We start from the raw sequence: 25015 nt of genomic DNA, 5'->3' as shown, positions 1-25015 counted from the left end.
GCCGCAGAATGGCGTCTCACTATTTGGGTCAAACGCACTACAGATCGCATCCTGACCGTCGGTTAAGCACTGCTGCGGATTCGACGCATCGTCACAGAGTTCGCCCAAAACCTCCTCTATCTGCGATGGAAATTCCGGCTCACCCTCCAAGGGCAAGAGGCACTGTGTTTCAGGGTCTTGGTCGGCACACGCCTGCAGCTGGCTAAAGACCTCCTCAAATTGCTCTGGATTCGGGGAGAAATCCTCGTACGGCAGCGGGCACGCTGTGTCGGGGTCGCCGTCAGTACAAATTGCAAAACACTGCTGGTAGGTACCGGGATCCGCTGGATCACAAACCGCAGGCGCGGGAGCAACAACGACGCTGACATGGTCGTCTGCACTGAATGCGCCATCACTCACTGTTACTTTGAATGTTAGGGTTCTTGACTCGCTAACATCTGGTGCCGTGAAACTGGCAACCTTTGTATCGGCACCGGTGAGCTGGATATCCGTATCGTCAGTCTGCTCCCAAGAATAGCTAAGCTCGTCGCCATCGGCGTCACTTGAAGCACTGGCGTCGAGAGTGACACTCTCGCCGGCTATAGCATTTTGGTCATCGCCTGCATTAGCAACAGGAGACACATTTTCGGGCTCGGTATCCTCAGGACTTACGTTGATCGTGATGTCATCAAAATCGGTCGCCGATTCGTTATCCGAAACCGTCAGGCGAAAACGCAGCTGAGTAATTACGTCAACGCTCGGCGCCGTGAAACTGGCCTCAGCGGTATCGCCATTTTGCAGCGCAACACCATTGCTAACCGAGTTTCCATCCTCGTCGATTTGCGACCAGCTATAACTTGTTATCTGACCATCCAGGTCTTCACTATTACTGCCGTCGAGTACAACAACTTCGCCTGACTCAACATTTTGGTCGACACCGGCATTGGCCACAGGCCGCGCATTTCCACCACCACTGCTGTCGCGCACTAGTACAGCAACGGTATCGCTGGCTCGGTCGCCATCGTTGTCAGTCGCCGTTAATGAAAAATAAAAGATTCTGTCTTGATCGACTTCCGGCGCGGTGAAGCTGGCCGTTAAGGAACCGGGATTATTGATTTCGATGCTGCCATTAATCGCAACACCATTGCGGTCAGTCTGCTGCCAGAGCGTGCCCGTGACATTGCCGTCGTTATCTTGCGCACTTCCCTGCAGGGTAACGCTGCCGGCTTCAGCAACGACCAGGTCAGCACCAGCACTGACGATAGGCAGCTCATTGATATTGCCAGTGCGCCGCTGCTCTTCAGTGTCTTTTACTTCGCTTCGAGCCGCGTCCTCGTCGACAATATTACTTTCACTGCAGGCGGGTATCCCTCTCGCCGCTTTTACTTCGCAGATAAATTTCACTGCCGGTTTATCACTGTCGGCAAACATATCCGGGTCAGTGAAGTCGATGCTATTGACGTAAGCACTAACTTTTTGGGCTGCCTCTGACGGAATTTGTATACCGTTGCCACTATCGCCATCCACGTCCAGAGACTGGAGCAGGCGCGCCAGGTTTACGATCGCCGGAAAGTCATCCAACACCTCATCAGTGCTGCTACCACTGTTCGCCGCTGCCCGAGCACCATCAACAAGATCCAGCAAGGTAATAATGGCGGCCCCTTGCGCACTCCCTAGCGAAAGCCCCCCAAGCCGGAAGGAGACAGCGTCGCCCTGGCGGTAGGAAAATACCCCATTCACATTGGTGAGACCGCTGATCGACGAGCTGCTAACGAAGCCCGCACCCTTAACCGGGCTATCTATCAGCCGCCCCTGTTCGATAGGTTTAGGTGATGTCGTACCGCCACCAGAATTAGAGCTTGAGGAAGAGGAACCTCCGCAGGCAGCAAGACCAACGGACAATACCGCAATGGCAAACTTTGATAATGACATATGAACCCCGGTTGGGCCGGAAGGCCTGTTTCTTCTTGAAACACTCAAAATGCCTACCTGCGCAACCAAGGCGAGGTCTGACATTTCATTATTATTTTTCTAAACTTTTACGTTAAGTTGCACAGCAGGTCAAGAAGTGTGCCGTAGCACCAAAGAGGAAAGGTTATTTCTGTGAGCCAATCGCACAATCGTGCGGCGGGTGTAACAAAGTGGCGGCGTGTGCGTCACACAGGTCGATATGTAAGACCTTAACATTGGAGACAGTATGACAGTACAAGCCGGCGACCGTGCCCTACCCCTACGCCTGACCGCCATAAATGGTGAGGAGTTTGACATAGCCAGCTTAGCAGGCCGACCGTATATGCTGTCGTTCTTTCGCTTTGCCAGCTGCCCTTTTTGCAATATGCGGGTTCATGAACTGGTAAAGCGTTTCGATGAATTTACTAACGATTTTACGGTGGTCGCGGTATTTGACTCGCCGCTGGACAACCTTCAGGAGCACGCAGCTGACCATCACGCCCCCTTCCCAATTCTCGCCGATGAAACCGGCCAATACTACGAGCGCTACTCAGTGCAACGCTCAATACTCGGGGTTATAAAGGGTATGCTGACGCGCATGCCCACAGCGATACGCGGTATGTGCAAAGGCTATGTGCCGACTACGATCAAGGGCAATATGACAACCATGCCAGCCAATTTTTTAATTGACCGCGACGGTATTGTTCGCGTTGCTCACTATGGCAAAGACGAAGGCGATCACCTGCCCTTCGATGACCTGCTGGCGTTTTGCGCCACCCAGGACAACGCCTAGCAGTGTCTCAAGTCGTGGCGGTTTCGCTCGCGAGTATGCCGGGAGATCGCCTCGTAGTCGGCGAGCAGGATGTCACTACTGCGAGCCGGCTTGGCGCACAACTGGCAGGCAATCTGCGGCTTGGCACTTATCTCAAAACTGTCCTGAAGTGAGAAGTCGCCGGTAATGTACTGCCGTCCCTCATCGCTCAGGTCCAGCGGCGGCGAGCCATAGTACTCGCCTCGAATCTTGCCGGGGCTAACCGCATAGCGGCAAAAGCCAACGCCAATAAATTCAGCCGCAGACCAAATTTGCGGGCCATTTTCATCGAACAGGCGAATGGAAGCGCCACCCGTTCCCACCAGCACCTGCACATAACCAAGGGGGTTGGGCAGCCCCAGTCCCATCGGTTTGGAGCGCTGATAGACATGGTCGTGCCCCACCGCTAACAGGTCAACGCCATAGCGCAGCATAATGTTCTCTTCCAGTGCCACCAACGTGGGGTTAGCCGGGCTGCGACCGAGCTGATCAGTCCAGATCGTGTAGTGCTGCATAACAACAATAAAGTCGATCTCACCCCGCGCTCGACGCAGTGCAGCCTGAGCCAGGTCGACCTCAATATTGATAATTTCTTCAACGAGGGTGCCGTCGTTGATCAAGGCCCCGGCCGTTGTTACAAGAAAATGCACGCGGTTGTAGTCGAAGGAATAGAACGAGCTGCCGGGGCTCCCCTGACCAATCACCGAACTCAATGGTTTGGGCGGGTGGGTAAAGCGGTTTTTAAAAGCCTCGCCACCAAAATCTTTTTGCTCGTGATTGCCCGGCGCTGTCATGGTAATGCGGCGAGCCAGCAGCGGCTCCATTTGCTCAAACCAGGTATCCCAGATTGGCTGGTCGCCATTCGCATAGCTGAGATCCCCAGCAATCATAATCAGGTCTGCGGGTGTTTTTAGTACTTCGGCCGTCAGTTGCTGGGGCAGGTCACCAATACCGTGGTCGCCAAAGTGGATAAAGCTCCACTCGTCCCGCGGCGACGGCGCAACCACATACACCGGAGACCAACCGCCCTCATCTGACCCCACGCGGTAACGCATGGGTTTTTCAGCATCAATCCCCCCTGCCGTTGCACGGTGAGTAAAACTCTCCACCCCCGGCGTTTCGTCGGCACTCGCATCGACGAAGTGCTCGAACACCTGCTCGGCGATATCAGCTTCGCTCATGCCCTCTTCAACCACGCCAAACTCCAAGCGAGACTGCGGCGGCTCAAGGCCATCGGTAAACCACGTTACCGTGCGCGAGGTGTGGCTGTCGCCAACAAAGCTGAGGTGCAAACCTCTTGGCGGGATGGGGCCGGGCTCAGCGCTATCGGGTATCGGCTCAGGCTGCGGGTCCGGGGGAAGTGGCGAATCGACAGGGCCGCTGCTTGATGAGCTGCCCGAGGAGCCCCCACACGCGCTTAGAGCCAAACCTGCCATGCTAACCGCCAAAAAGCGGCGACGACTTAAACTGCTTGAAGACACAACGGCTCCCCCCGATATCAATATCGCGGGGAGTGTAGGTGGCCAATATGAAAATCTGGTGACAGCCCAGTAACTGCCACCGGGAAACGCGATTTAGAAAAAGGCCTTAAAGTCGACACCGTAGGTGAGTGGGTCAACAATGCCCACGTGGTAGGTGCCCAGTACATCGCCGGTTAAACCGCCGGGCTGCGAAACCCGCTCGTTTTCCAAGAGGTTTTTACCCCACACCGCAAACTCATAGCCCCCTGACGGAGTGATAAAACTCACGCGGGCATTGAGCAGTTCGGTATCATCGCCGTAACCGGGGACACGGTTAAACTCATCCAGGTGGTCCTCGTTCTCGCGGTCTGTATTCTCCTCGTACACATAGTCGAGGTGAAACAGCACGGTACCCGCAGCAAGCTCTGGCGACCAATCCAGGGTAAGCGTGTATTCCTGAGGTGTTGTCGCCGAACGATTGTCGGCGGTAACAAAATTACCCTGCGCATCGTAGTGCGCCTCGCGGCTGGACTCCTGCTCGCGGTAGGTATAAATCACGCCAAAGCGGAGCGACTCGGTGGCCAACCAATCTAAGGTCAGCTCGACACCGCTGATATCTTCATCAGTGTTAATCACCGTCGGCACTGCCGCGCCACTGCCCGGCTGCTGCGACTCAATAGCCTCCTGACGGTCGTCGATGGTCATTTGGAATAACGCCAACTGCGTTCGAATCGTCGTGGCTAAAAAGTCGCCTTTTATCCCCAGCTCATAGTTATTAACGACCTCTGGTTCCAGAGGAACATCCCCCGAGCCGGGGTTTAACGAGTCGTAGCCACCAGACTTGTAACCCGTAGAGTAACTGGCGAAGGCCATCGCTCCCTCGGCCAGCTGATAGTTCGCCACCAGGCGGCCGGTAATTTTGTCCCAGCTTTCGCTGGCACGCTCAACACCATTGGTGTTGAAGAAAAAGTTTTCCCCTTGTAATTGCGACAGCGGGAAATCGGTAAGCGGTGCATCCCAGCTGAACTGCTTGTCATCTTTGCTGTAGCGCAAACCGGCTAGAATATTCAGCCGGTCCGTCACCGTAAAATCGACGTCTGAGTAAACGCCGTAGTTTTCAAAGTCACCGATATTGGTCATCGTCTCGGTAACATAATTACCGGCAATCACCCCTCCGATTAACGAGTTGAGCACGTTGGCGGGCAGGCCCAACATGTCGGAGGCCAGCTCGACAACGGCGCCATAACTAAAGGTTAACGCGGTGAGCTGGTAGGTATCTTCGGTGCTGTAGTTAACACCGAAAACCATATCGACATTTTCCAGTGCGATATTGAGCTGCGCTTCTAGGTAGCTGATATCGGAATCTTCGACGTTGTTGGTATCTACATAAACATCTTCAACGGCAGTACCGTCTTCATCTTGCAAATTATAGGTTTCAAATTCGCGGTGGCTAGCGATCAGGCTTAAGGTACTGGCATCGTTCACATCAAACCAGAGTTTGCCGACCACGCCGTACATATCGCGACGCTCACCAGGATTGCGCGCATCGGTACTGACTTTTCTATCCGTTGGGTCGGGAAAGTCCGCGTATTGCTCGCTAATTCCCATCATCGCCTGCGGGCCGTTATCGACCTTGTCGTAATCGGCAGACAGCTGCATACGCAGCCGATCACTGGCCTGCCACAACAGTGATACTTTGGCGAATTGGTTATCCTGCTCTCGCGGGTCTGGCCGCGATGGCCCCTTATTGTCGACCACCGCATCGCGCTGGTTGTGCAGAACATTGACTCGCAAAGCCAGATTGTCGCTCAGCGGCACATTCCCCATGCCCTCAATGCGAACGAGGCCGTAATTCCCGAGTTTCGCGGAGAGGAAGCCCTCGCGCGCTTCAGGGTCTGGAAGGTTGGAAACGAAGCTGACCACGCCTGCTGCGGCATTACGCCCGAACAGCGTGCCCTGCGGGCCTTTCAAAACCTCGACACGGTCCATATCTGAAAATGGCACAGTTATCGCCGCGCGAGGAAGGTAGACACCATCCAAGAATGTGGCGACAGAGGGATCGCCACCGGTGCTGATGTTAGAGCTTTCAATACCGCGGATCACAAAAGAGGACTGGGTAACACCGCCAGCATCCTGAATGTTAGTCCCCACTTTCAAGCCTGGAATATAGGCTTGAATGTCGGTCATGGTTAAGGCCCCGGTATTTTCCAGATCCTGGGTACTGAAGGTATCCACGGTTACCGGCACCGTCATGGCACTCTGCTCCCGCTTCTGCGCGGTGACCACAACTTCCTCTAGGGCGAGGTTGTTTGCCGCCTGCGCGCCTGTTGCCACTAAGGTCGCGGCGATTGCTGCGCCTATTCGCGCTCGATGCCCTGCCTTCATGCTTTACCCTCTTCGCTTCTCACCATGCTGCGCGGCGGCTTGCATTCGAAAAGAAGAGCGGCGTTCTGGCGACGCCGTCACAACTCACAAGCCTCGGTCGTTTACCTCGTACTTTTTAATCTCTTACTTCTCAATCTCTTATTTCTCAATCTCTAGCATATATTCTGCCACTTTGCGCCTTAACTCCTCCGATAGATGCGACTGAGTTGGCATAGGCGGATAATCCGGGCGAATCTTGTGTGGCTCAGCAATATAATTGGCAATGCCCTCTGGGTTCTTGTGGTACAGGGCTTGAATCGCCAGCGTGGGCGGCCCAATCATCCGCATATTATAGGCGTGACACCCCGCACAAATGCCTTGATAAAGCCGCTTAGTACGGTCCTCATCATTTTCGATTTCTCGTGGCGGTGCACCATCAGCAAGCAGGTAGGTATCAATATCGTGCGTATTAGTTCGCTCGCACTTGCTCCATTTCTTTAAGCCAAAGGTGATGTACTGTTCTTTTTGCAAGATGCAGTTATCCGGCTCTTGAGCAGAACCGATATTGGCAAAAACATCCGGGCCACGGCGGGTGAATTGCGTGAGCATGGCCGCCTTAATTTCGGGAACAGGATCAGTGCCGTTGTCATACATTAGATTATCGAGAATGGCGATGCGATCCGGGTTCGGCTCAGATTCGGGGTCGGAAGCAATATCGGTAACAAAGCCAAGATCGGTAATTACGATACCCGCCGTCGTGTTACCAGAAATGATATTACCCTCGACGATCACATCATCCGCCGCCATGATAACCACACCGATACCGCGCGGCACCTTGGCAACAATCGAGCCCGGCGCACCGAAATTTTCGGTATTGTTATTCACCACAAAGTTGTCGCGCAGAATCACATCGTAGGCGGTTTTAATCGGTAAGCCAGGGGTAATGAATACCAGCAGACCAGCCGTATTGTTGTGAGCATAGTTGTTTTCGACAATCGCATGCCGGGTGTTTTCAATTTCAATCCCCGCCACGTTGTCAAACACTTCATTGTGGCGAACCACGACGTTGTCACACATGCCAACGTAGATCGCCGCATCCTCGATGCCACTGAGCACGTTGTATTCAATCAGGCCGTTTTTACCGAACTGAGGGAATATGCCGTAGACGCCGGTATCGATAACCCGGTTATAGCGGATGATGTAGTTATTACCGGCCTGCCCCATAATGGCATTGCCTTTGTAATGCTTAATGGTCAGCCACTCTACGGTAACGTCGTTACCGGAGTACAAAATCGCGTCATTGCGTTTGTGCTCGCCGTCGAGTACCGGCCACTCCCCCTCAACCACCACGCCGCGCAGGGTGATATTGTCCTTATCGATATAGACGCTTTCTTTGTATGTACCGGGGTGAATTAAAATCACATCCCCAGGCGCAGCCGCGTTCACTGCCTCCTGAATAGATTGGCCATCTTTCACGGCAAGCTCGGCGGCAATGGCCGCGCCTGAAGTGATTAACAAACACAGCCATAGCGCCAACTTGGCAACGGGCTTTTTCATGGTTCTGCTCCTTAGGTTTTCTACCCAGGCATTGATTGCTATCAATGGCTTCCCAGTACTGGCGTCAGCCCTGACGGCACGCGTTCGGGCAGTGTCGGCATATAGCTTTCGTCAGTCAGTGTTTTCATAAAGTCGACGAGGCGATCCAGCTCCTCATCGGTGAGATTCGGCTCCCAAATATGCCAGTGCAGGCTGAGCTTCTCGCCGGCGGGTACAGCGTGTCCCCGTCCGCCGTTATAAAACGCCGTGGCATCGCGCAGCGTGGCAAAACGCCCCGAGTGCATATAGGGCGCCGTCAGCGCAACGTTGCGCAACGAAGGCACCTTAAAGCCGCCACGCTGCGACGCATCGCCGGTCACGCCCTGCACGCCGGGGTCAAGTGCTCGCCCGTCCGGCTCTGGCGTCCCCAGTACCGCAACCTGCTGGTTAGTAAACAGCGGCGGGGTGTGACACTCCGCGCAGCGCGCCACAAACGAGCGAAAGATGTTCATCCCCTCAATTTCCTGGGCGTTGAGAACATCGTGATAGCCGTGGGCGTAGAGGTCGTAACGGCTGTTTAACGACACCAGGGAAGACTCAAAAGCGGCAATCGCGGTATAGATCTGATCCAACTGAATCGATGCATCACCACCGAAGGCCTCGGCAAATAGCGCGGGGTAATGCGCCGAGGCGCGAAGATCGGCCAGCAGTTGTGCCGGGCTGTTCGCCATTTCCACCGGGTCGTAAAGGGGCCCCTGCATTTGCGCCTCCAGCGAGTCTGCCCTGACATCCCAGAACAAGCGCTTAAGAAAACCGACATTCCACAAACTCGGCGCCGATCGCTTGGCAAGCTGCCCTCCGGCGCCAATGCTCAGTCCACGTCCATCGGCAAAACCCTTACTCGGATCGTGACAGGAGGCACAGCTCAACTGGTGATTACCCGACAGCACCGGGTCAAAGAACAGCAAGCGGCCGAGGTCAATTTGCTGGGGGCTAAAGCCCTCTCGCAGCGTGGGTAAGCCGGTTTTCAGTCCGCCCACACCACTTTTTTGCAACGATCGGTAATCGCGATACAAGCTCAGCAAATAGCAGCCGCCATCGCGCAAGGTAAAACCCGCCGGACAAAATTCATTGAGCTTCCAGGTTTGCGCAGCGTGGACAGCCGGCAAATAAAGCAGCAGCACGAGGCAAGGCAACAAGGCCCGCGTGTAAGCACTCATTGCTAGTCGGCCAGTGACTGAATATACGCCAGCACATCGCGCAGTACGGCTTCGTCTGGCAGGGAATCCGCCATCATCGCCATCTGGTAGCCGTATTTATCGGCTTCATCCGCACCGCGAATACCGTCTCGAAAATGAATAAATTGACGCTCTAAATACCAGTCATCAACCCCCGCCAGAGCAGGCGCTTGCAGCAATTCAATCCCTTCAGCCGCGGGGCCATGACAGGCACCACACAGGTTGCTGTAGTAATCGGCGCCGCGTTTTAGGTCGCCGCTGAGCGTCGCTGCTGCCGCCTGACTTCCCATCGCCGAGATGTATGTCACGACCGCGTCGACCGCCTCGCTGTCGGGTAAGGTCTTGGCGATTGCCTGCATTTGTTGGCCATAGCTGTCTTCAGGATGGCTGCCGCGCAGCCCCGAGCGATAGGCCTGCAACTGGCGCGTCAAATACCAGCTCTGCTGGTTGCGCAGCGACGGCGCGCCCAGCGACTGGTTACCCTGTGCCTCATCGCCATGGCAGGCCACGCAGGCCTGATAGAGCGCCTTGCCATCTGCACCCGCTCCCTTGGCCAGCAGTTGCTGAGCTGCCGCTGCGGCTTGTTCGCTATCGGCCGATGGCCCCTGGTCAGAACTACACGCCACGACGGCAAGCGAGCAAAGCACCACCGCCAGGCGGCGATAGCGCTTGAAGTTATGCAAATTGAAATGGCCAGACACACTTTCCATGGGGCGGCTCCGTAATCCTATGTAGAACTGGCCACGACGAGTGGTGCAGGCCAGTATTATTATTTTTATTCAGCATAGACCGTGCCATGAAAAAGCACAGCCAATACACACAGCAAAGTTTACGTGTATTACATTGACGATACCCGCTTCCGCCATGGCTGTTAAGCCCCACACACATTACAATCGCGTAAAAAATACGCCCACGGTGTATATTTCTAGAAATTTTCTATATTTTTCATTGAGATAAAAAGGCCCCTTCGCGAGGACAAAGGGGCAAAAGCATCGAAAAGGCCACTGAAAAGAGCGGTGTCTTTGAGGGGAAAACTAGCGATTCACTTGGCGAGCAGCGACATCGGGATAGCGCAACTGCCAATCGTTAATCAGTGCACGCTGGTCAATATCATCAGGGTGAAAGCCGCGACGAAATGCCTTCAAAAAGTGCGGCATTGCCTCCGTCATCAGCCCGCCCCGCCCCCAGAAAAAGCACAACGCCTGCCAGCGCTCACGCCACGTCACACGCCGGCCATCCGCCCGCAGTAACTGGCGCTGAAACACGCTGATGCGGAAGAAAAAAAGCATCAGCGACAGCATAAGTACACGCCTGCGCAGAAACTCACTGCCCACGTGGCGACGAAAGACATCGAAGGCCACCGCCTTGTGTTCGATCTCCTCAACCGCGTGCCATACCAACATGTCCCGAAATGTCGGGTCCATCTCGCCCAGTACCTCGGGATGACGCAAAGCGTGCTCAGCAAGCGTTGCGGTAACATGCTCAAGAGACACCGTAATCGCGAGTTGGCGCTGGGGCGACAGGCGTTTTCGCGCAGTATCGAGCAGCGCCTTTGCCCGTGCGGCCACCTTTGCCATAGGAAAGCCCTGGGCCTCTAAAGCACTGTTGAAGTCTTCATGCGCCTTGCCGTGGTGAGCCTCCTGGCCGATAAAGGCCCGAATGCGCTGTTTCAGCGCCGGATCGCTAACCTCGGGCTGGTAGTGGCGCACGGTATCAATGAAAAAGCGCTCGCCGTCGGGAAAGGTCGCCGACATCGCATAGAAAAAAGTCGAAATCAGCGGATTCCCACCAAACCAGTATTTGTCCATGGATGCGGGCGCAGGAAAGTGCATCCGCCGAACGGTAATCCCATTATTAACCTGCATTATTATTCTCCAACTTGTCGCGGCGCTACGCGCGCTCAACCACCCGACGGAAACTATGGCATAGTGCTTTTACTGCTAGCAGGTTAATTTCTCGCAGCCTCCGGTGCTTTAACGACACAGGACACGTAATGGACGCAGAACAACACGGCGACGGTGAGTATTCCATTTCCAGCGACTACCTGGTGACGCTCAGCGAGCAAGCTTTTGAGCGCGGCATGGCCATTGGGGAACTGCTACAGGGCTGTGGGCTGAGCAGCGAGGTTCTGCTTCTGCAAGACGTCAGTATTGGCCATCGCTCTTTTCTACAGGCTGTGAGCAACTTTCAGAAAATTGATAACAACCTGTGGTCGGCACTGGAAGGCGGCCGCCGGATGACGCTATCCAAGCACGGTTACCTGGGCTACGCCGCCCAGCATAGCCGCAGTTTGTCGGAGGCCGCGGACAAGCTGTATCGCTACGTGTCTACCCGCATTAACTTTGTCACCCTCGAGTCGGGACAAACCCACCCTGAAATAACCGAAGGCAGCGATCGCGCCATGCTGTGCCTCCGGCCACTCGAGCCACAACACCCTGCCATGCGCTATGTCTGCCTGTCTTTGCTTTCCTGCCTGGACACCTTGTGCCGACAAATACTTGGACGCGGCGCCGCGCACCTGGCTAGCCATATCACCATGCAGGGAGAGGCCCCAAACTGCGCGCCACCGGCGCTCCCCGGCGGCTCCAAAATCAGCTTTGGCGCTTCGGTTTACAGCCTGTCGTGGCCGAACAGCATCCTCGATCTGCCGCTTGCGACCCGCGACGCCGACCTGGCAAAACTGGCGGAAGCGCGCTGCGAAAATGACCTGCGACGCAGCCTCTCATCACAACGCCTATCGTCGCGGGTGCTCGCCCAACTGCAGCGCAGCCAGGGTGAGTTACCGACCATTGACGACGTTGCCGCGAGGCTCAATATGTCTACCGCGACCCTGCAGCGGCGACTGAAAACCGAGCAGTGCAGCTATCAGCAGTTAAAAGATGAGTTCCGGCAAAAGCGCGCCCGCGAGTTACTCAACCAAGCGGTAAGCATTGAGTTAATCGCCGAGCAGCTGGGGTACAGCGATGCCAGTAATTTTGCGAAAGCCTTTAAAAGCTGGACAGGATTCCCGCCCAGCGTCTACCGACAGCAACTCAGGAAAAAATCCGAGCCATAAAAAAGGCACCCGAAGGTGCCTTAGCTGAAGGATATCCCGCTTAGGGATTGTCAGTGTAGAGCGTGTAATCCCCACTGCCACTGTATGACTTCACACGCCAGCGGTAGGTGCCACTGGTGCCGTTGTAGGTCACTTCTTCGTTTGAGCTCGCCGTCTCGCTGCTGGCCACGCTCGACCAACTGCTAAAGAACAGGCGGCGGCTATATTTTTCCAGAATGAGATCGAAATCGGCATTTGCAGGGCCCTCTAGCAGACCATAGAACTGGCCACCATTGCTGGAGAAACCGCCGCTGCTCGGGCTGTAATCATTGTCATTACTGCCGGTGAGCGTGCCACTGGTTTGCTCACACTCAGGACAGGGGCCCGCGCCTGGCTCTTGCAAGCTCAGCAGCTGGCTATCTGTATTCTGCTGGCCAGCAGTGTCGCTCACAGTCAGCGTAACGGTAACGTCGCCGTAGGCTGCATAAGTATGGCTAACACTCGCGCCAGCGGCCGAGCTTCCATCGCCAAAGTTCCAGCTGTACTGCTGAATGCCCTGATCGTCAGACGATGCCGACGCATCAAAGCTACAGCTGAGTTCATTACAGCTATAGTTAAAGGACGCCACCGGCGGGAAGTCGACACCTTCACCTTGGGCAACCTGCAGCAGCAGGTTGGGAGAACCACTGCCCAGACCACTCAACTTATTGCTGGTACCGTCTTGCAATAGTGTGCTGAAAACACTGGCCGGCGCTGCGTTAGGGTTTTGCGACAGAATCAACGCCGCCGCACCGGCAACGTGTGGCGCAGCCATTGATGTGCCGCTGATGGTGTTAGTGTCGTTATCGCTCTGGTACCAGGCAGAGGTGATCGCCGAACCGGGAGCAAAGATATCAACGCAGCTTCCTTTATTGGAGAAAGAAGAACGCGAATCAGATGACGTTGTTGAGCCAACAGTCACCGCTTCAGCCACGCGGTTAGGTGAACCGCTACAGGCGTCGGTATTGTCATTACCGGCTGCCACCACAAAGGTAACGCCCGCATTAATCGCGCCTTTTACCGCTTCATCCAAAGCGGTACTGTTGCCGCCGCCGAGGCTCATGTTGGCAACTGCTGGTGCTTGATGGTTTGCCGCGACCCAGTCCACACCGGCAATAACACCGGAGTTGCTGCCAGAACCGTTACAACCCAGTACACGCACAGGATACACTGTGGCGCCCTTTGCCACACCGTAGGTGCTGCCCGCGGCCGTACCGGCAACGTGGGTGCCGTGACCATTACAGTCATCGGTATCTTCAGGGTCAGTACTGCTAAAGAACAAGCCGCCAGAGGCGGCAAAGTTACGACCTACACCTGTACGGCCGGAGAACTCATTGTGACTGCTGCGAATACCGGTATCGACGATGTAAACGTGAACGCCACTGCCATCGGCGCTGTAAGAGTATTGATTATCCAGCGGCAGCGAAGGCTGGTCGACACGATCCAGTCCCCAGGTCGCGTTATTCTGAACCGCAGCAATCGAGACGGTCTGATCCTGCTCAACCAGTTTTACCAGGGGATTCTTGGCCAGTAAGGCCGCCGCTTCCGGGCTCATTTTGGCCACGAAACCGCTGACCGCATTTTGATAAACACCCAATAGCTGACCACCCACTGTCGCCAGCAACTGATCCACCAGGTCTGGCAGAGGCAGCGCCCCAAGCAAACTGTCTTCTGCTTTTTGCAACAGCACAATGTATTGACCGTCGATCGGCTCACCTGCGGTCAGGTCGTCAGAGACCGAGGTTTCAAAGGTGCCTAGCTGCTGAACGTCGTCTTGCTGCGCGGCACTCTGCAGGTTCGCGTCATCGCCCGAACCACCACTACCGCCGCCACATGCTGACAAGCCAAAGGCCAGCATCGAGCTCATAATCAGCGCTCTGTTTTTCATCATTGAAGTGCGTCCCCAATCAATTTTTATATTGTCCCAACGAAAAAACCCGATCCTTTCTTCGGGCCAGCGACGACTATAAACAAAGCGCGCTTACGCAAACTGTTAACTGATGCCGATTGGAGAACTGGCGCGACTCAATTGCCTCGTTTTGTGACAGTGATCAACAAATGCCCTACCAGCGGGCGAAGTGATCTTCTGCAAAACCCCACTGCCCCGACAATTCCAATTCCTCGCCAGGCAGGCTAATGCGACCATAGTAGCGGCCAAAAAACTGGGTAAAGTTTGAAGCGATCACCACCGCGTTGCGCTTTTCACTGCGCTGACCCGCTGGTTCAAAACGCAGATCCAAGATGCCATCTTGCGATCGCATACCCCACGGCGCCTCGCCGTCTTGGCGGTCAAAGTCGAACACGACGGTGCTGAGCTTCACCATCTGATCATCCAGCCACAGCGCATTTTCGGTATAGCCCGTATCATTCACACCGGCGACTAAATTAAAGCCGATGCGACGGCCATCACTGAGGTGGGCTGACAAGCTTCCCCAGTTCCAGAACGTCTCGCGCCGCATATAGCCTGCGCTCCAATCCACTCCCGCCAGCGCCGACATCGCCGCGAGGTCGTAGTCGCGCCCCCGCCACCGCACGCTACCCGACACCGGCCTGGCCGTGGTTTTCTGGGTGTACACCCAGCCCGCATAGCCTGCTCGCGTGCAAATCGATAACGGTTGATAGCCCTGTTCTTCATCGATGATTGCGTCGACCTGCAAACCACTGGCAAGCGACACAGTGAGGTGGCGTTGGCCGGGCCCGGCGACAATCTTTACGCTATTTTTCCCCGAGCAAAAATGCGCCTCGCCGTTATTGGGCTGAGTGTGAATGGCCGTTTTCAGACCCAGGGGCTGAACAAAGCTGAACTCATCGTACTCACCGCTATCCGGCGCATAGCAATAGACAAAGGCATTGCTCACCCACTTCAGGTCGACAATCGCCACGCCAATTATCAGCTCGTCGCAACATAGCGATAAAAACTGGAATTGGTTGAAAGCGAAGTGGCGCGCCAACTTGCCGCGCGGCTTATCCATTGCGTTGCGCAGGTCGTAGTCGCGGTAATTGATATCGCCAACAGGCCGCTCGAAAACGCCAAAATGAGGCTGCCCATTCGCCTTGATTAACGCTGCTAAATCACCCAACTTCACTTCTCCATCGTCAACGGCTATGCCCTTCTAAACGGCGCCTATGGTAGACCAAAGCGCCTGAAGTCAACAGCTGCGACATGGTCATCATTACCCACAGCCAGACGCGCGGCGTTATTATTTTCGATGAGCACTGACCAGAATTTGCCCCGACGATGCAGCAATGGCTAAGCGACGCTAAAATCAACAGCCGCAAACACCGCGTAGAGGTGCTTGGAAAATGCCCCTAAAGCCTATATCAATCCGCTGGAGTCGCGTAATGTCGGCACAATGCTTGTCCAGGGAAGCGCCGAATCACAGTAAAAAAACACAGGAAGCACTATGAAGATTTTGATGGTTCTCACCTCTCACGACCAACTCGGTGACAGCGGCGAGAAAACCGGTTTCTGGCTGGAAGAGTTTGCCGCCCCTTACTATGTTTTTCACGATGCGGGCGCCGACATTACGCTGGCATCACCAGCCGGTGGGCAGCCTCCACTCGATCCCAAAAGCGCGGCGGCCGATGCCCAAACCCCGGCAACAGTGCGTTTTAATCAGGACGCCGACGCTCAGCAGCGCCTTGCCCATACGCAGCGCTTAAACGATATGCGCGAACGCGACTTCGACGCAATCTTCTATCCCGGCGGCCACGGGCCACTCTGGGATCTCGCGGAAGACCCGCATTCAGTGCTGCTCATCGAACAGTTTATTCACGCAGAGAAGCCCGTCGCCGCGGTCTGCCACGCGCCCGCCGTCTTTCGCCACAGTATCGCCGCGAATGGCGAACCCTTGGTCAAGGGCAAACGCGTAACGGCGTTTAGCAATAGCGAAGAAGAGGCGGTTGGGCTTAGCAAGGTGGTGCCCTTTTCACTGGAGGATATGCTGAGCGAGCGCGGCGCGGTCTATCAAAAAGCCGAGGACTGGGCCAGCCATATCGTCTGTGACGGCCTGATCTTTACCGGCCAAAACCCCGCCTCCTCGGCGGCCCTCGCCGAAGCCTTGCTAGCCCATCTCGCTAAAGGAAGCTAGATGCCAGCCCGGCGCGACAGCATGCGCCGGGCAGCCTACAATAGTGGCGACATTCTAAGAACCTGCTCGCCATGCGTGAACCCACACGACCAGCCACTCCCCCGCCCTCCTTTTTGCACGCCTATCAGCAAACCGGCGCTGCTTCTGAGGGCCTGATACGCCTGAGCGCGGAATTTGATAGTGCGGCGTTCTCACCCTCTTTATTTGAGCAGTGCTCACTGTATTGCCCCGACAATATTGCCGACTCAATTACCAAGCGCCAGGCAGAGTTCTTCGCTGGCCGCTGGCTGGCCAGTCAGGCTCTGGTTCAGTTTGGACATCAAAATTTCACCGTCTTAGCCGATGAAAAGCGCTGCCCACTTTGGCCGGCCGGCACCGTCGGCAGCATCACTCACAGCGACAACCAGGTTCGCTGCGCCATCGGTCGAGCCAGTGTGTATCAGACGCTGGGTATCGATATTCAGCCCTCGCTGAGCGAAGCCGCAGCGCAAAAGCTGCAACGGCGGATTTTGTCACCGAGCGAAGTGCAGTTATTGGCATCGAGCGCGTTGCCCTTCGCTGTTGGGGTCGCGCTGAGTTTTTCCGCGAAGGAGAGCATCTATAAGGCGCTCTATCCCATTGTGAAGCGCTATTTTGGCTTTGCCTGCGCTCGGCTGGTCGCGACAGAGGCTTGCGCCCAGACATTGCGGTTCACTATCGACGACGAGCTCTCTTGCCTACCCGGCTGCCCCCGTGAAGTCAGCGTGCGCTATGAGTACACCCAGGAATTTGTGTACACAGAAGTCGCGCTATCGAGATAACCGCTAAACCAACAGGCGAAAAAAAGGGCACCCTAGGGCGCCCAAGTAGATGCTGGAGAAGCATTTGCCCCGTAACCCGGGGCGAGGTATCACAGTGCCAGCGGCTGGCTGACCACTGGAATAGGGGGAAGTAATTCGATTTCGGCGCTTAAAATGGTGCCGCCGTCGCTGAAGTAGGTGGCCAGCGATGCGGGGTCATCTTTTATGGCACCCAGCAGGGGGACAACTGCAAACAGTGTGTCGGGACCAAGGCCTGAGCCGATGGTCGTTAGCGACTGCGGGTCGGCAACAACACCTGTGATGAAGCCTTCAACGGCACCCACGGCCATTTCCACTTTTGCCAACGTCGCGTAGTCAGCGAGTGCTGGAATATCGATAATCGCGTCCAGCCCGGGAATACTCAGGTCACCGGTACCTACTGCTGCGATCTGCGCCAGTGGCAGGAAGTCAGCGCCGGGCAGTCCGCCAGTGCCCAAACCATTCAAGATACTCAGTACGGCATCCACACCGGGTAATTGCGGCGTTTCAGATGACAGCAGTGGCAGCGCGTCCAACAGGTCACTCAGCCCCGGAACATCGCCCGCACCAGCGCCGCCCATACCACCTATGCCCAACACGCCAACGAGGGGCAGTGAATCCAGGCCGGGTAGACCACCGCTACCAATATTGCCCAGTACATCGGGGAGTGCTTCCAAGCCTGGCAGCGGCAACGCGTCTAAACCTGGTAAGCCTGCGCCAGACAGGCCATCCAGGCCCGCAGCGGGATTCGTCAATGCATCGAGAGGCAGCGCGCCGATAATAGGCAGGCTGCCAAGGCTTGTAAGCAGACCACCAAGAACAGGAATTTGTGCCGCTTGGGCATGACTAAAGCTGGATGCCGCCAGCGAGACGCTTAGGGCAAGGCCATTTCTTAAACCGCGGAAAGACATGGTAAAGACTCCGTATTTATCATTTATTGCGAGACGTGTCGTTTCGAGTAACCATCAACGGCACGATCCTACGCGCAAGCTCTGCAGCAAAATTTGAACTCGCTCACATTTGACAACATCGCCACATATTAAATGCGTTATAAATAAACACTCTGCTATCAGTGAGTTATTGCGGGCTACATTACTATGCACAACTACGAACAGTAATACGTAGATACCCGTATCTTAACAAGTGTTTACCTATATTTTGAAGCCTATCGCAATGAAACACACCCCCGACTTTGCGCCGTACCTGAGCGCGTTAGTGAGCGCTATTCCTGACCAAATTACACATTGAGATCGCCTTGCCATAGACTGCATGGACAAGCCCTTATTGACGGCTACCACGCTTTCAATTTGCGCCTTATAGCCGCACTTACTGCACCGAGTTCGAAGGACACACCAATGACCGCATCACCGCTAAGCCAGCGCACGCACTACCGTTGGTTTACCCCAATCACCACCCGCTGGATGGACAACGACGTCTATGGTCACGCAAATAACGTGAACTACTATTCGTGGTTCGACACAACCGCGAACCGTTATTTGATAGAGGCCTGTGGACTGGATATTCACCGCGGCGAGCAAATCGGGTACATCGTTCACAGCGAGTGTTTCTACACCTCTGCTGTGGCGTTTCCAGACGAGCTGGAGGGCGCGCTGTGCGTCAACAAACTGGGCAATAGTTCAGTAGAGTACGGCGTAGCGATTTTCCGGCGGGGAGAAACCACCGCCGCCGCACACGGCCGCTTTACCCATGTGTTTGTCAATCGACAAAGCGAACGCCCCATGCCGATCGCCCCAGCGCTTAGGCAGGGCCTGGAAAAAATTCAACGTGAGGCCGAACCATCGTGACTACCACCGCATTTCGTCAATGCCGACCTAGCGATAGGGAAAAAGCCCTACCGCTTATCATCAGCTCCGGCCCGGAAGCGTTCCACTACGTGTTCTGCGACCGCCAAAGCGAGCAACTTACGTCGTTTCTAGAACGCGCCTTCATCGCCAAAGGCAACGAATTCAGCCACGATCAACACCTCGCGCTTATCGACAACGACCAGCTGGTGGCCGTGGGCGCACTGCGCTACGCAGAACAAACCAATCGTTTCACCCTAGCCGCGATGCATCTGATTTTCGCCCACTATTCACCACTGGCGGCACTGCGCACAGCCTGGCGCGGCCTGCGCACCGAGTCGGTTATCAAGCCGCCGGGTAAAGGTGTCGCCTTTATCTATCAGCTTGCCGTGTGTCCCGAACAACGAAGCCGGGGCTTTGGGCGGCGAATGATCGCCGAGCTGCTATCCCGCGCCAGGCAGCAAGGCTACCGGCGCGCAGGCCTCAATGTGTCGGTGGAAAACCCCCGCGCCCAAGCCCTGTATGAACAACTCGGGTTTCGCGTTCAGCGAGAATACAGCGGCGAGCTGCGCAGCCCCTACGGCTACGTACCGGGCCAGCGTTATATGGAGTGTGAACTTCACGCCACCAATCAATAAAGGAGAGCAAGTATGCAGTTGCAGCGCGCCGATCTGCTTCGCGACAACAACTACATTAACGGCCAATGGCAGGCTGCCGCCAGTGGCCGGCGCTTTCCCGTAGAGAACCCCGCCAATGGCGAGAAACTGACAGAGGTTGCCGATGGCGGCACCGCCGACATGGACGCCGCCATCACAGCAGCTGACGCCGCGCAAGCCGCCTGGCAAAGCGAAACACCTAAAACCCGCGCGCAGATTCTGCAGCGCTGGTATCAGTTGATCATTGAACACCGCCGCGATCTCGCGGCGATTCTCACCGCCGAACAGGGCAAAGTACTCGCCGAGGCGGATGCTGAAATTGGCTACGGCGCCAACTATGTTGAATGGTTTTCTGAAGAGGCCAAGCGCATCGATGGCGACATTCTCGCAGCCCCGTCGCGCGACAAACGGCTACTGGTCATCAAACAGGCTATTGGTGTGGTTGCGGCGATTACGCCGTGGAATTTCCCCAACGCCATGATCACTCGCAAGGCCGCGCCGGCATTGGCGGCGGGTTGCTGCATTGTGATCAAACCCGCCCATGAAACGCCGCTCAGCGCCCTTGCCTTAGCGGCCCTGGCCGACGAGGCCGGCTTCCCTGCCGGGGTGTTTAATGTGGTCTGCGGCACACAGGCCAGCGACATCGGCAGCGTGATGACAAGTAGCCCATTGGTGCGCAAAGTCAGCTTCACCGGATCGACCCGCGTCGGCAAAATTCTGATGGAACAGTGCGCCGCGACGGTTAAAAAAACGTCAATGGAATTGGGCGGCAATGCGCCATTTATCGTATTTGACGACGCCGATATAGACGCCGCCGTCGCCGGCGCCCTGGCGTCTAAGTACCGCAACGCAGGCCAAACGTGTATCTGTAGCAATCGCATTCTCGTGCAGGATGGCATCTACGATGCCTTTGCCGCGCGCTTTGCCGCCGAAGTCCAACAATTCCGGCTCGGCGATGGCCGCGATAGCGATGCCACAATGGGGCCCCTCATTACCCGCCAGGCGTGCGACAAGGTCACCGCGCTGGTCGACGATGCGCTGTCGAAAGGCGCATCAGCCATTACCGGCGGACGACGCGCCAGTATCGGCGAGCATTTCTTTGAACCGACTGTGCTGCGCGATGCCACGCCAGCTATGCGGGTATTTCAGGAAGAAATTTTTGGCCCGGTGGCCCCCTTGTTCCGCTTCGAGGATGAACAACAAGCGATCGCGCTGGCCAATGACACTAACTACGGGCTCGCCGCCTACTTTTACACCCAGAATTTAAACCGCGTCTGGCGGGTGGCAGAGGCCCTTGAGTACGGAATTATCGGCATTAACGAGGGCGTCACATCGAGTGAAATGGCGCCTTTCGGCGGCATGAAGGAATCGGGGATCGGTCGCGAAGGGTCGAAATACGGCATCGACGACTACGTTGAGCTGAAGTACCTGTGTCTGGGTGGCCTGGACAACTAGCGGCAATCTTCAGGCAAAAAAAAGCCCCCAAAAGGGGGCTCTTAGCACGGCCGCTACACTTAGACTTCTGGGTCAAAAGTAATCGGCATGGCTTTAATGGTGTTGATGAAGAACGAGCGCATGTAGGTAACATCGCCGGCAAACTTGGGGTTACGCAAGCGTGGAATCAGCTCTTCAAAAATAATATTCAGCTCCATGCGCGCCAGGTTCATACCCAGGCAGAAATGCTCGCCGATACCAAAAGAACGGATCTCGCGGCGCATATTCGGCAGGCGCTTAGCGCGGTGAATATCGAACTTCATGGCATCATCACCGTAGGCGTCTTCGTCGTGGTTGACTGCATGGTAGTGCAGCACAACTTTGTCGCCTTTTTTGATGTTGTGGCCATTCCATTCGATGTCCTGAGTGGCGGTGCGGCGCATCGCGATGAACGCGGTGTTGTAGCGCAGCATTTCCTCGACCGCATCGGGGATGTCTTCAGGGTGATCCACCAGGTGTTGCAGCTGCTCGGGGTGCTCGATCAGCAGGCGCATACCGTGAGCGGTTGCAGTACGAGTACTCTCGTTACCACCCACCATAATCAGGATGAACATCCAGGCGAACATTTCCTCGTCGACTTTTTTGCCGTCAACTTCACCATTCAGCAAGGCTTCAACCACGGGGCTGGTGGGGTTTTCGCGCTGTTTGGCAGCCAGTTCAGCAGCGTAGGCAATAACCTCAAAGCTGACCGCGTTAGCTTCATCGCGGCTGGTCGCCAAGTCGGGGTCATCGGCGAAGGCCATGATGTTAGTCCAATCGAAGAACTGCTTGCGGTCTTCCTGGGGCACGCCCAGCAATTCCAGAATTGCCATTAAGGGCAACTCGGCAGCCACATCTTCAACAAACTCACACTCGCCTTTCTTGGCAACACGGTCAATGATTGAGCGCGCACCTTTGCGCAGCCACTCTTCCATATTTGCCACTGCGCGCGGCGTGAAAGCATCGCGAACAATTTTGCGGTACTTCATGTGCTTGGGTGGATCCATGGCGATAATGATGTTTTCGTGCATCACCGCTTGAATCTCTTCCTCACCTTCGGGCACTTCCATCGGGAAGGGGCCTTCAACGTTAGATGAGAATAAATCCGGGTTTTGCGAGACGAAATCCAGCGCATCACGCTTTACAACGGCCCAGTACGGCACGCCATTTTCGGGGTCATCCATGTACACCATTGAACCGGCTTGGCGGATCTTCGCCAGCTCTTCATAGGGCATACCGTTTACGTAAGTATCCAGACTGAGCAGGTTGGTAAAGGGACACTGGCTCATAATTGTTTTCCTCAATTACGCCCGGCACGAGGGCTTTTTTCGATTATTTACCGCGTGACGACCCGGGAACGTGGTCATCATTAACCCCAAAAGTAACAGGTCATTAACCAAATTTCGAGTTCATAAACGGTCAGGCAAATAACTTTATCGGCAACATTAAGATAGCCCGCTTTTATAGCACCAGCGAACAGAATCCCCGATAATGCTGCCTTTCGCCAACACCGAGACAGCACAATGACCCTGCCTACCCTGCGCCTTGCCAAAAATGAAGAACGTCGACTGCGCGGCGGCCATCTGTGGATCTATAGCAATGAGGTCGACAAACAGGCCAGCCCACTGAAGAGTTTCCAGGCCGGGGAGCAAGTGGTTGTCGAGTCATCCCAGGGCAAAACACTGGGCGTGGCGTATATCAACCCGCAGTCGCTGATCTGCGCGCGGCTGCTCAGCGGCGGTCAGCAGCCCTTTGGCCAGGCAATGATTGAACAGCGTATCGCCCAGGCATTGGCACTGCGTGAGCAACTCTTTTCATCGCCCTGCTACCGGCTTGTCTACGGTGAAAGTGACCTATTGCCGGGCTTGGTCGTCGACCGCTTCGGCGACCACCTCTCGGTACAGTTTAATACCGCGGGCATGGAAGCCCTGCGCGAGCCGGTGCTGAAAGCGCTGGATAAACTGCTGTCTCCGGCGTCAATTTTGCTGCGCAACGACGCCTCGGTGCGCAAGCTCGAGGGCCTGCCCAGCGAAGTGGTCTGCGTCCACGGTGAGTCGCCGGAAGACGTTGAATTAACGGAGAACGGCGTGCGTTTCCTTGCGCCGCTGAGCAGCGGCCAAAAGACCGGCTGGTTCTACGATCAGCGCCCCAATCGGGCTTGGTTACGCGACATCGTTAAAGATAAGCGGGTACTGGACGTCTTCAGTTATGTGGGCAGTTTTGGTGTACAAGCCGGCGTTTTTGGCGCTCGCGAGGTCTGGTGCAACGACGCCTCCGAGCTCGCTCTGGAAAAAGCCCACGAGAACGCCGCGCTAAACGGCATTGGCGAGCGCTTTAACACGCTTCAGGGCGATGCCTTTGCGGCGCTCAAACAGCTCAAGGAAGACGGCCAACGTTTCGATGTCATCATCGTCGACCCACCCGCGTTTATTAAACGCAAGAAAGACCAAAAAGAGGGCATTCTCGCGTATCGGCGCATCAACGCACAGGCCATGCGCTTACTCGAACCCGGCGGCTATCTGCTATCGGCCTCCTGCTCCATGCACATGCCTCGCGAGTCACTACTGGATATTGTGCGGGCGGCCTCACGCCATATTGACCGCCACGCTCAAATACTGGCCGAAGGTATGCAGGGCGCCGACCACCCCGTACACCCGGCGATCCCCGAGACCCGCTACCTGAAGGCCGTACTGAGCCGTATCTGCCGCAGTTAGCCCTTTCGTTCTCTAGGGGGCGGGATTTGGCTGGGCAGTGTGAATGGCCTCAATACCTTCCATTAGCGCATCGCTGAGCACGAGCTCAGCGCTGTCGATATTGCTTTTTAGCTGCGCCATTGAAGTTGCGCCGATAATATTGCTGGTGACGAAAGGCTGATTTGTTACGAATGCCAGCGCCATCTGCGCAAAGTCTATACCGTGTTCCTCCGCTAACAGCGCGTAGCGCTCGGTCGCCACGGCAGCCTGAGGATTGTTGTAACGCTGAAAACGCTCGAAAAGCGTAATGCGGGCATTTTCGGGCCGTTGCCCGTGACGGTATTTGCCACTGAGCATGCCGAAGGCCAGCGGTGAATACGCCAGCAACCCCACGTTTTCACGCAGGGCGATTTCGGCCAGCCCCACTTCAAAACTGCGATTCAACAGGTTGTAGGGGTTCTGAATACTCACCACCCTTGGCAGGGCATAGCGCTCGGCCAGGCGCAGGAAATTCAATACGCCCCAGGGGGTTTCATTGCTCAGCCCCACCGTTTTTACCTGCCCGCTGGCCACCAATTCGCTGAGGGTTTTCAGTAATTCATGCTGATTCGCTTCGACGTCGGCGTTATCGCTGCTGTGGCGGTAGCCCAACTTACCAAAAAAATTGGTGTCGCGATTTGGCCAGTGAATCTGATAGAGATCGAGGTAGTCGGTTTGCAGACGCTGAAGGCTGCCTTCGAAGGCCTTGAGCAGGGCGTCGCGATCCAGCCCTCGGCCGCCGCGAATATGTGCATTGCCGGGGCCGGTGGCTTTACTGGCAAGCACCAGTTGGTCGCGACCTCCGCGCTCACTCAGCCAGCGACCGATGTACTCCTCCGTGCGCCCCTGTGTTTCCGCCCGGGGCGGCACCGGATACATTTCAGCGGTGTCGAAAAAATTGATCCCACGCGAGCGAGCATAATCCATTTGCTCGAAGGCCTCGTCACAGGTGTTTTGCTCGCCCCAGGTCATTGTGCCCAGGCAGAGCTCACTGACCTCGATAGTGGAATTTCCCAGGGGACGCATTTTCAT

Annotated in this window: 20 protein-coding genes; 8 read left to right on the top strand and 12 right to left on the bottom strand. The window is 55.8% G+C overall.

Going from position 1 to position 25015, the window contains the following annotated elements:
* The coding region (locus tag B3K78_RS11895) for a PKD domain-containing protein (protein ID WP_286695638.1) at positions 1 to 1911 on the bottom strand (1911 nt) is incomplete at its 3' end.
* Between the two features lie 265 nt (positions 1912 to 2176).
* Here B3K78_RS11895 and B3K78_RS11890 point away from each other — a divergent pair.
* Positions 2177 to 2722 carry a peroxiredoxin family protein gene (locus tag B3K78_RS11890; RefSeq protein WP_204996126.1) on the top strand — a complete coding sequence of 182 codons (546 nt, stop codon included), beginning with the start codon at positions 2177 to 2179 and terminating at the stop codon, positions 2720 to 2722.
* On the opposite strand, the gene B3K78_RS11885 is transcribed toward B3K78_RS11890, so the two are convergent.
* The 6 genes from B3K78_RS11885 to B3K78_RS11860 form a co-directional block, all read right to left on the bottom strand.
* A complete protein-coding gene (locus B3K78_RS11885; RefSeq protein ID WP_286695637.1) occupies positions 2719 to 4221 on the bottom strand; it encodes a purple acid phosphatase family protein in 1503 nt (500 codons plus the stop codon). The two genes, B3K78_RS11890 and B3K78_RS11885, sit on opposite strands and share 4 nt — an antisense overlap.
* A gap of 93 nt (positions 4222 to 4314) precedes the next feature.
* A complete protein-coding gene (locus B3K78_RS11880; RefSeq protein WP_286695636.1) occupies positions 4315 to 6585 on the bottom strand; it encodes a TonB-dependent receptor in 2271 nt (756 codons plus the stop codon).
* Between the two features lie 138 nt (positions 6586 to 6723).
* The gene (locus tag B3K78_RS11875; protein WP_286695635.1) at positions 6724 to 8121 is read right to left on the bottom strand and encodes a parallel beta-helix domain-containing protein; all 1398 of its coding nucleotides are present in this window, start codon (positions 8119 to 8121) and stop codon (positions 6724 to 6726) included.
* 41 nt (positions 8122 to 8162) lie between these two features.
* The gene (locus B3K78_RS11870; protein ID WP_286695634.1) at positions 8163 to 9320 is read right to left on the bottom strand and encodes a cytochrome-c peroxidase; all 1158 of its coding nucleotides are present in this window, start codon (positions 9318 to 9320) and stop codon (positions 8163 to 8165) included.
* 2 nt (positions 9321 to 9322) lie between these two features.
* Positions 9323 to 10048, bottom strand: coding sequence for a c-type cytochrome (locus tag B3K78_RS11865; RefSeq protein WP_204996122.1), 726 nt, complete (start codon positions 10046 to 10048; stop codon positions 9323 to 9325).
* Positions 10049 to 10372: 324 nt separating this feature from the next.
* Complete coding sequence (locus B3K78_RS11860; protein ID WP_286695633.1) at positions 10373 to 11203, bottom strand: metal-dependent hydrolase; 831 nt, start codon at positions 11201 to 11203, stop codon at positions 10373 to 10375.
* A 128-nt stretch (positions 11204 to 11331) separates the two neighbouring features.
* Here B3K78_RS11860 and B3K78_RS11855 point away from each other — a divergent pair, with 128 nt between their 5' ends.
* On the top strand, positions 11332 to 12393 hold the full coding sequence (locus B3K78_RS11855) for an AraC family transcriptional regulator (protein WP_286695632.1): 1062 nt from the start codon (positions 11332 to 11334) through the stop codon (positions 12391 to 12393).
* 40 nt (positions 12394 to 12433) lie between these two features.
* On the opposite strand, the gene B3K78_RS11850 is transcribed toward B3K78_RS11855, so the two are convergent.
* Together B3K78_RS11850 and B3K78_RS11845 are read right to left on the bottom strand one after the other, a co-directional pair.
* Entirely contained in the window at positions 12434 to 14302 is a 1869-nt protein-coding gene (locus B3K78_RS11850) for a S8 family serine peptidase (RefSeq protein WP_286695631.1), read from the bottom strand.
* A gap of 172 nt (positions 14303 to 14474) precedes the next feature.
* Positions 14475 to 15497, bottom strand: coding sequence for a DUF2804 domain-containing protein (locus B3K78_RS11845; protein ID WP_286695630.1), 1023 nt, complete (start codon positions 15495 to 15497; stop codon positions 14475 to 14477).
* Between the two features lie 318 nt (positions 15498 to 15815).
* Here B3K78_RS11845 and B3K78_RS11840 point away from each other — a divergent pair, with 318 nt between their 5' ends.
* On the top strand, positions 15816 to 16502 hold the full coding sequence (locus B3K78_RS11840) for a type 1 glutamine amidotransferase domain-containing protein (RefSeq protein WP_286695629.1): 687 nt from the start codon (positions 15816 to 15818) through the stop codon (positions 16500 to 16502).
* Positions 16503 to 16573: 71 nt separating this feature from the next.
* Positions 16574 to 17302 (top strand): 4'-phosphopantetheinyl transferase family protein, encoded by a 729-nt coding sequence (locus tag B3K78_RS11835; RefSeq protein ID WP_286695628.1) that lies wholly within the window; start codon positions 16574 to 16576, stop codon positions 17300 to 17302.
* Between the two features lie 89 nt (positions 17303 to 17391).
* Here the strand turns inward: B3K78_RS11835 and B3K78_RS11830 are convergent, their stop codons facing one another.
* Positions 17392 to 18231 carry a hypothetical protein gene (locus B3K78_RS11830; RefSeq protein WP_286695627.1) on the bottom strand — a complete coding sequence of 280 codons (840 nt, stop codon included), beginning with the start codon at positions 18229 to 18231 and terminating at the stop codon, positions 17392 to 17394.
* A 444-nt stretch (positions 18232 to 18675) separates the two neighbouring features.
* On the opposite strand from B3K78_RS11830, the gene B3K78_RS11825 reads away from it, so the two are divergent.
* Genes B3K78_RS11825 through B3K78_RS11815 form a run of 3 tightly spaced genes read left to right on the top strand, consistent with a single transcriptional unit; the run spans position 18676 to position 21233 of the window.
* A complete protein-coding gene (locus B3K78_RS11825; protein WP_286695626.1) occupies positions 18676 to 19125 on the top strand; it encodes an acyl-CoA thioesterase in 450 nt (149 codons plus the stop codon).
* On the top strand, positions 19122 to 19760 hold the full coding sequence (locus B3K78_RS11820) for a GNAT family N-acetyltransferase (protein WP_286695625.1): 639 nt from the start codon (positions 19122 to 19124) through the stop codon (positions 19758 to 19760). The genes B3K78_RS11825 and B3K78_RS11820 overlap by 4 nt, the downstream gene beginning before the upstream one ends.
* Positions 19761 to 19772: 12 nt before the next feature.
* Positions 19773 to 21233: an NAD-dependent succinate-semialdehyde dehydrogenase gene (locus B3K78_RS11815; protein WP_286695624.1), complete on the top strand. Its 1461-nt coding sequence runs from the start codon at positions 19773 to 19775 to the stop codon at positions 21231 to 21233.
* 59 nt (positions 21234 to 21292) lie between these two features.
* Here B3K78_RS11815 and B3K78_RS11810 read toward each other — a convergent pair whose 3' ends face one another.
* Positions 21293 to 22540: a cytochrome P450 gene (locus B3K78_RS11810; RefSeq protein WP_286695623.1), complete on the bottom strand. Its 1248-nt coding sequence runs from the start codon at positions 22538 to 22540 to the stop codon at positions 21293 to 21295.
* Positions 22541 to 22774: 234 nt separating this feature from the next.
* Between B3K78_RS11810 and B3K78_RS11805 the strand changes: the two genes are divergently transcribed.
* Positions 22775 to 23965, top strand: a complete 1191-nt coding sequence (locus B3K78_RS11805) for a class I SAM-dependent rRNA methyltransferase (RefSeq protein ID WP_286695622.1) — start codon at positions 22775 to 22777, stop codon at positions 23963 to 23965.
* Between the two features lie 12 nt (positions 23966 to 23977).
* On the opposite strand, the gene B3K78_RS11800 is transcribed toward B3K78_RS11805, so the two are convergent.
* Positions 23978 to 25015, bottom strand: a complete 1038-nt coding sequence (locus tag B3K78_RS11800) for an NADP(H)-dependent aldo-keto reductase (protein ID WP_204996109.1) — start codon at positions 25013 to 25015, stop codon at positions 23978 to 23980.

Origin of the sequence: Spongiibacter sp. UBA1325 (genome assembly GCF_002306875.1) — a bacterium.
Classification (GTDB): Bacteria; Pseudomonadota; Gammaproteobacteria; order Pseudomonadales; family Spongiibacteraceae; genus Spongiibacter; species Spongiibacter marinus.
Note: the sequence above shows the minus strand (reverse complement) of the source record. Positions and strands in the feature narration are given on the sequence as shown.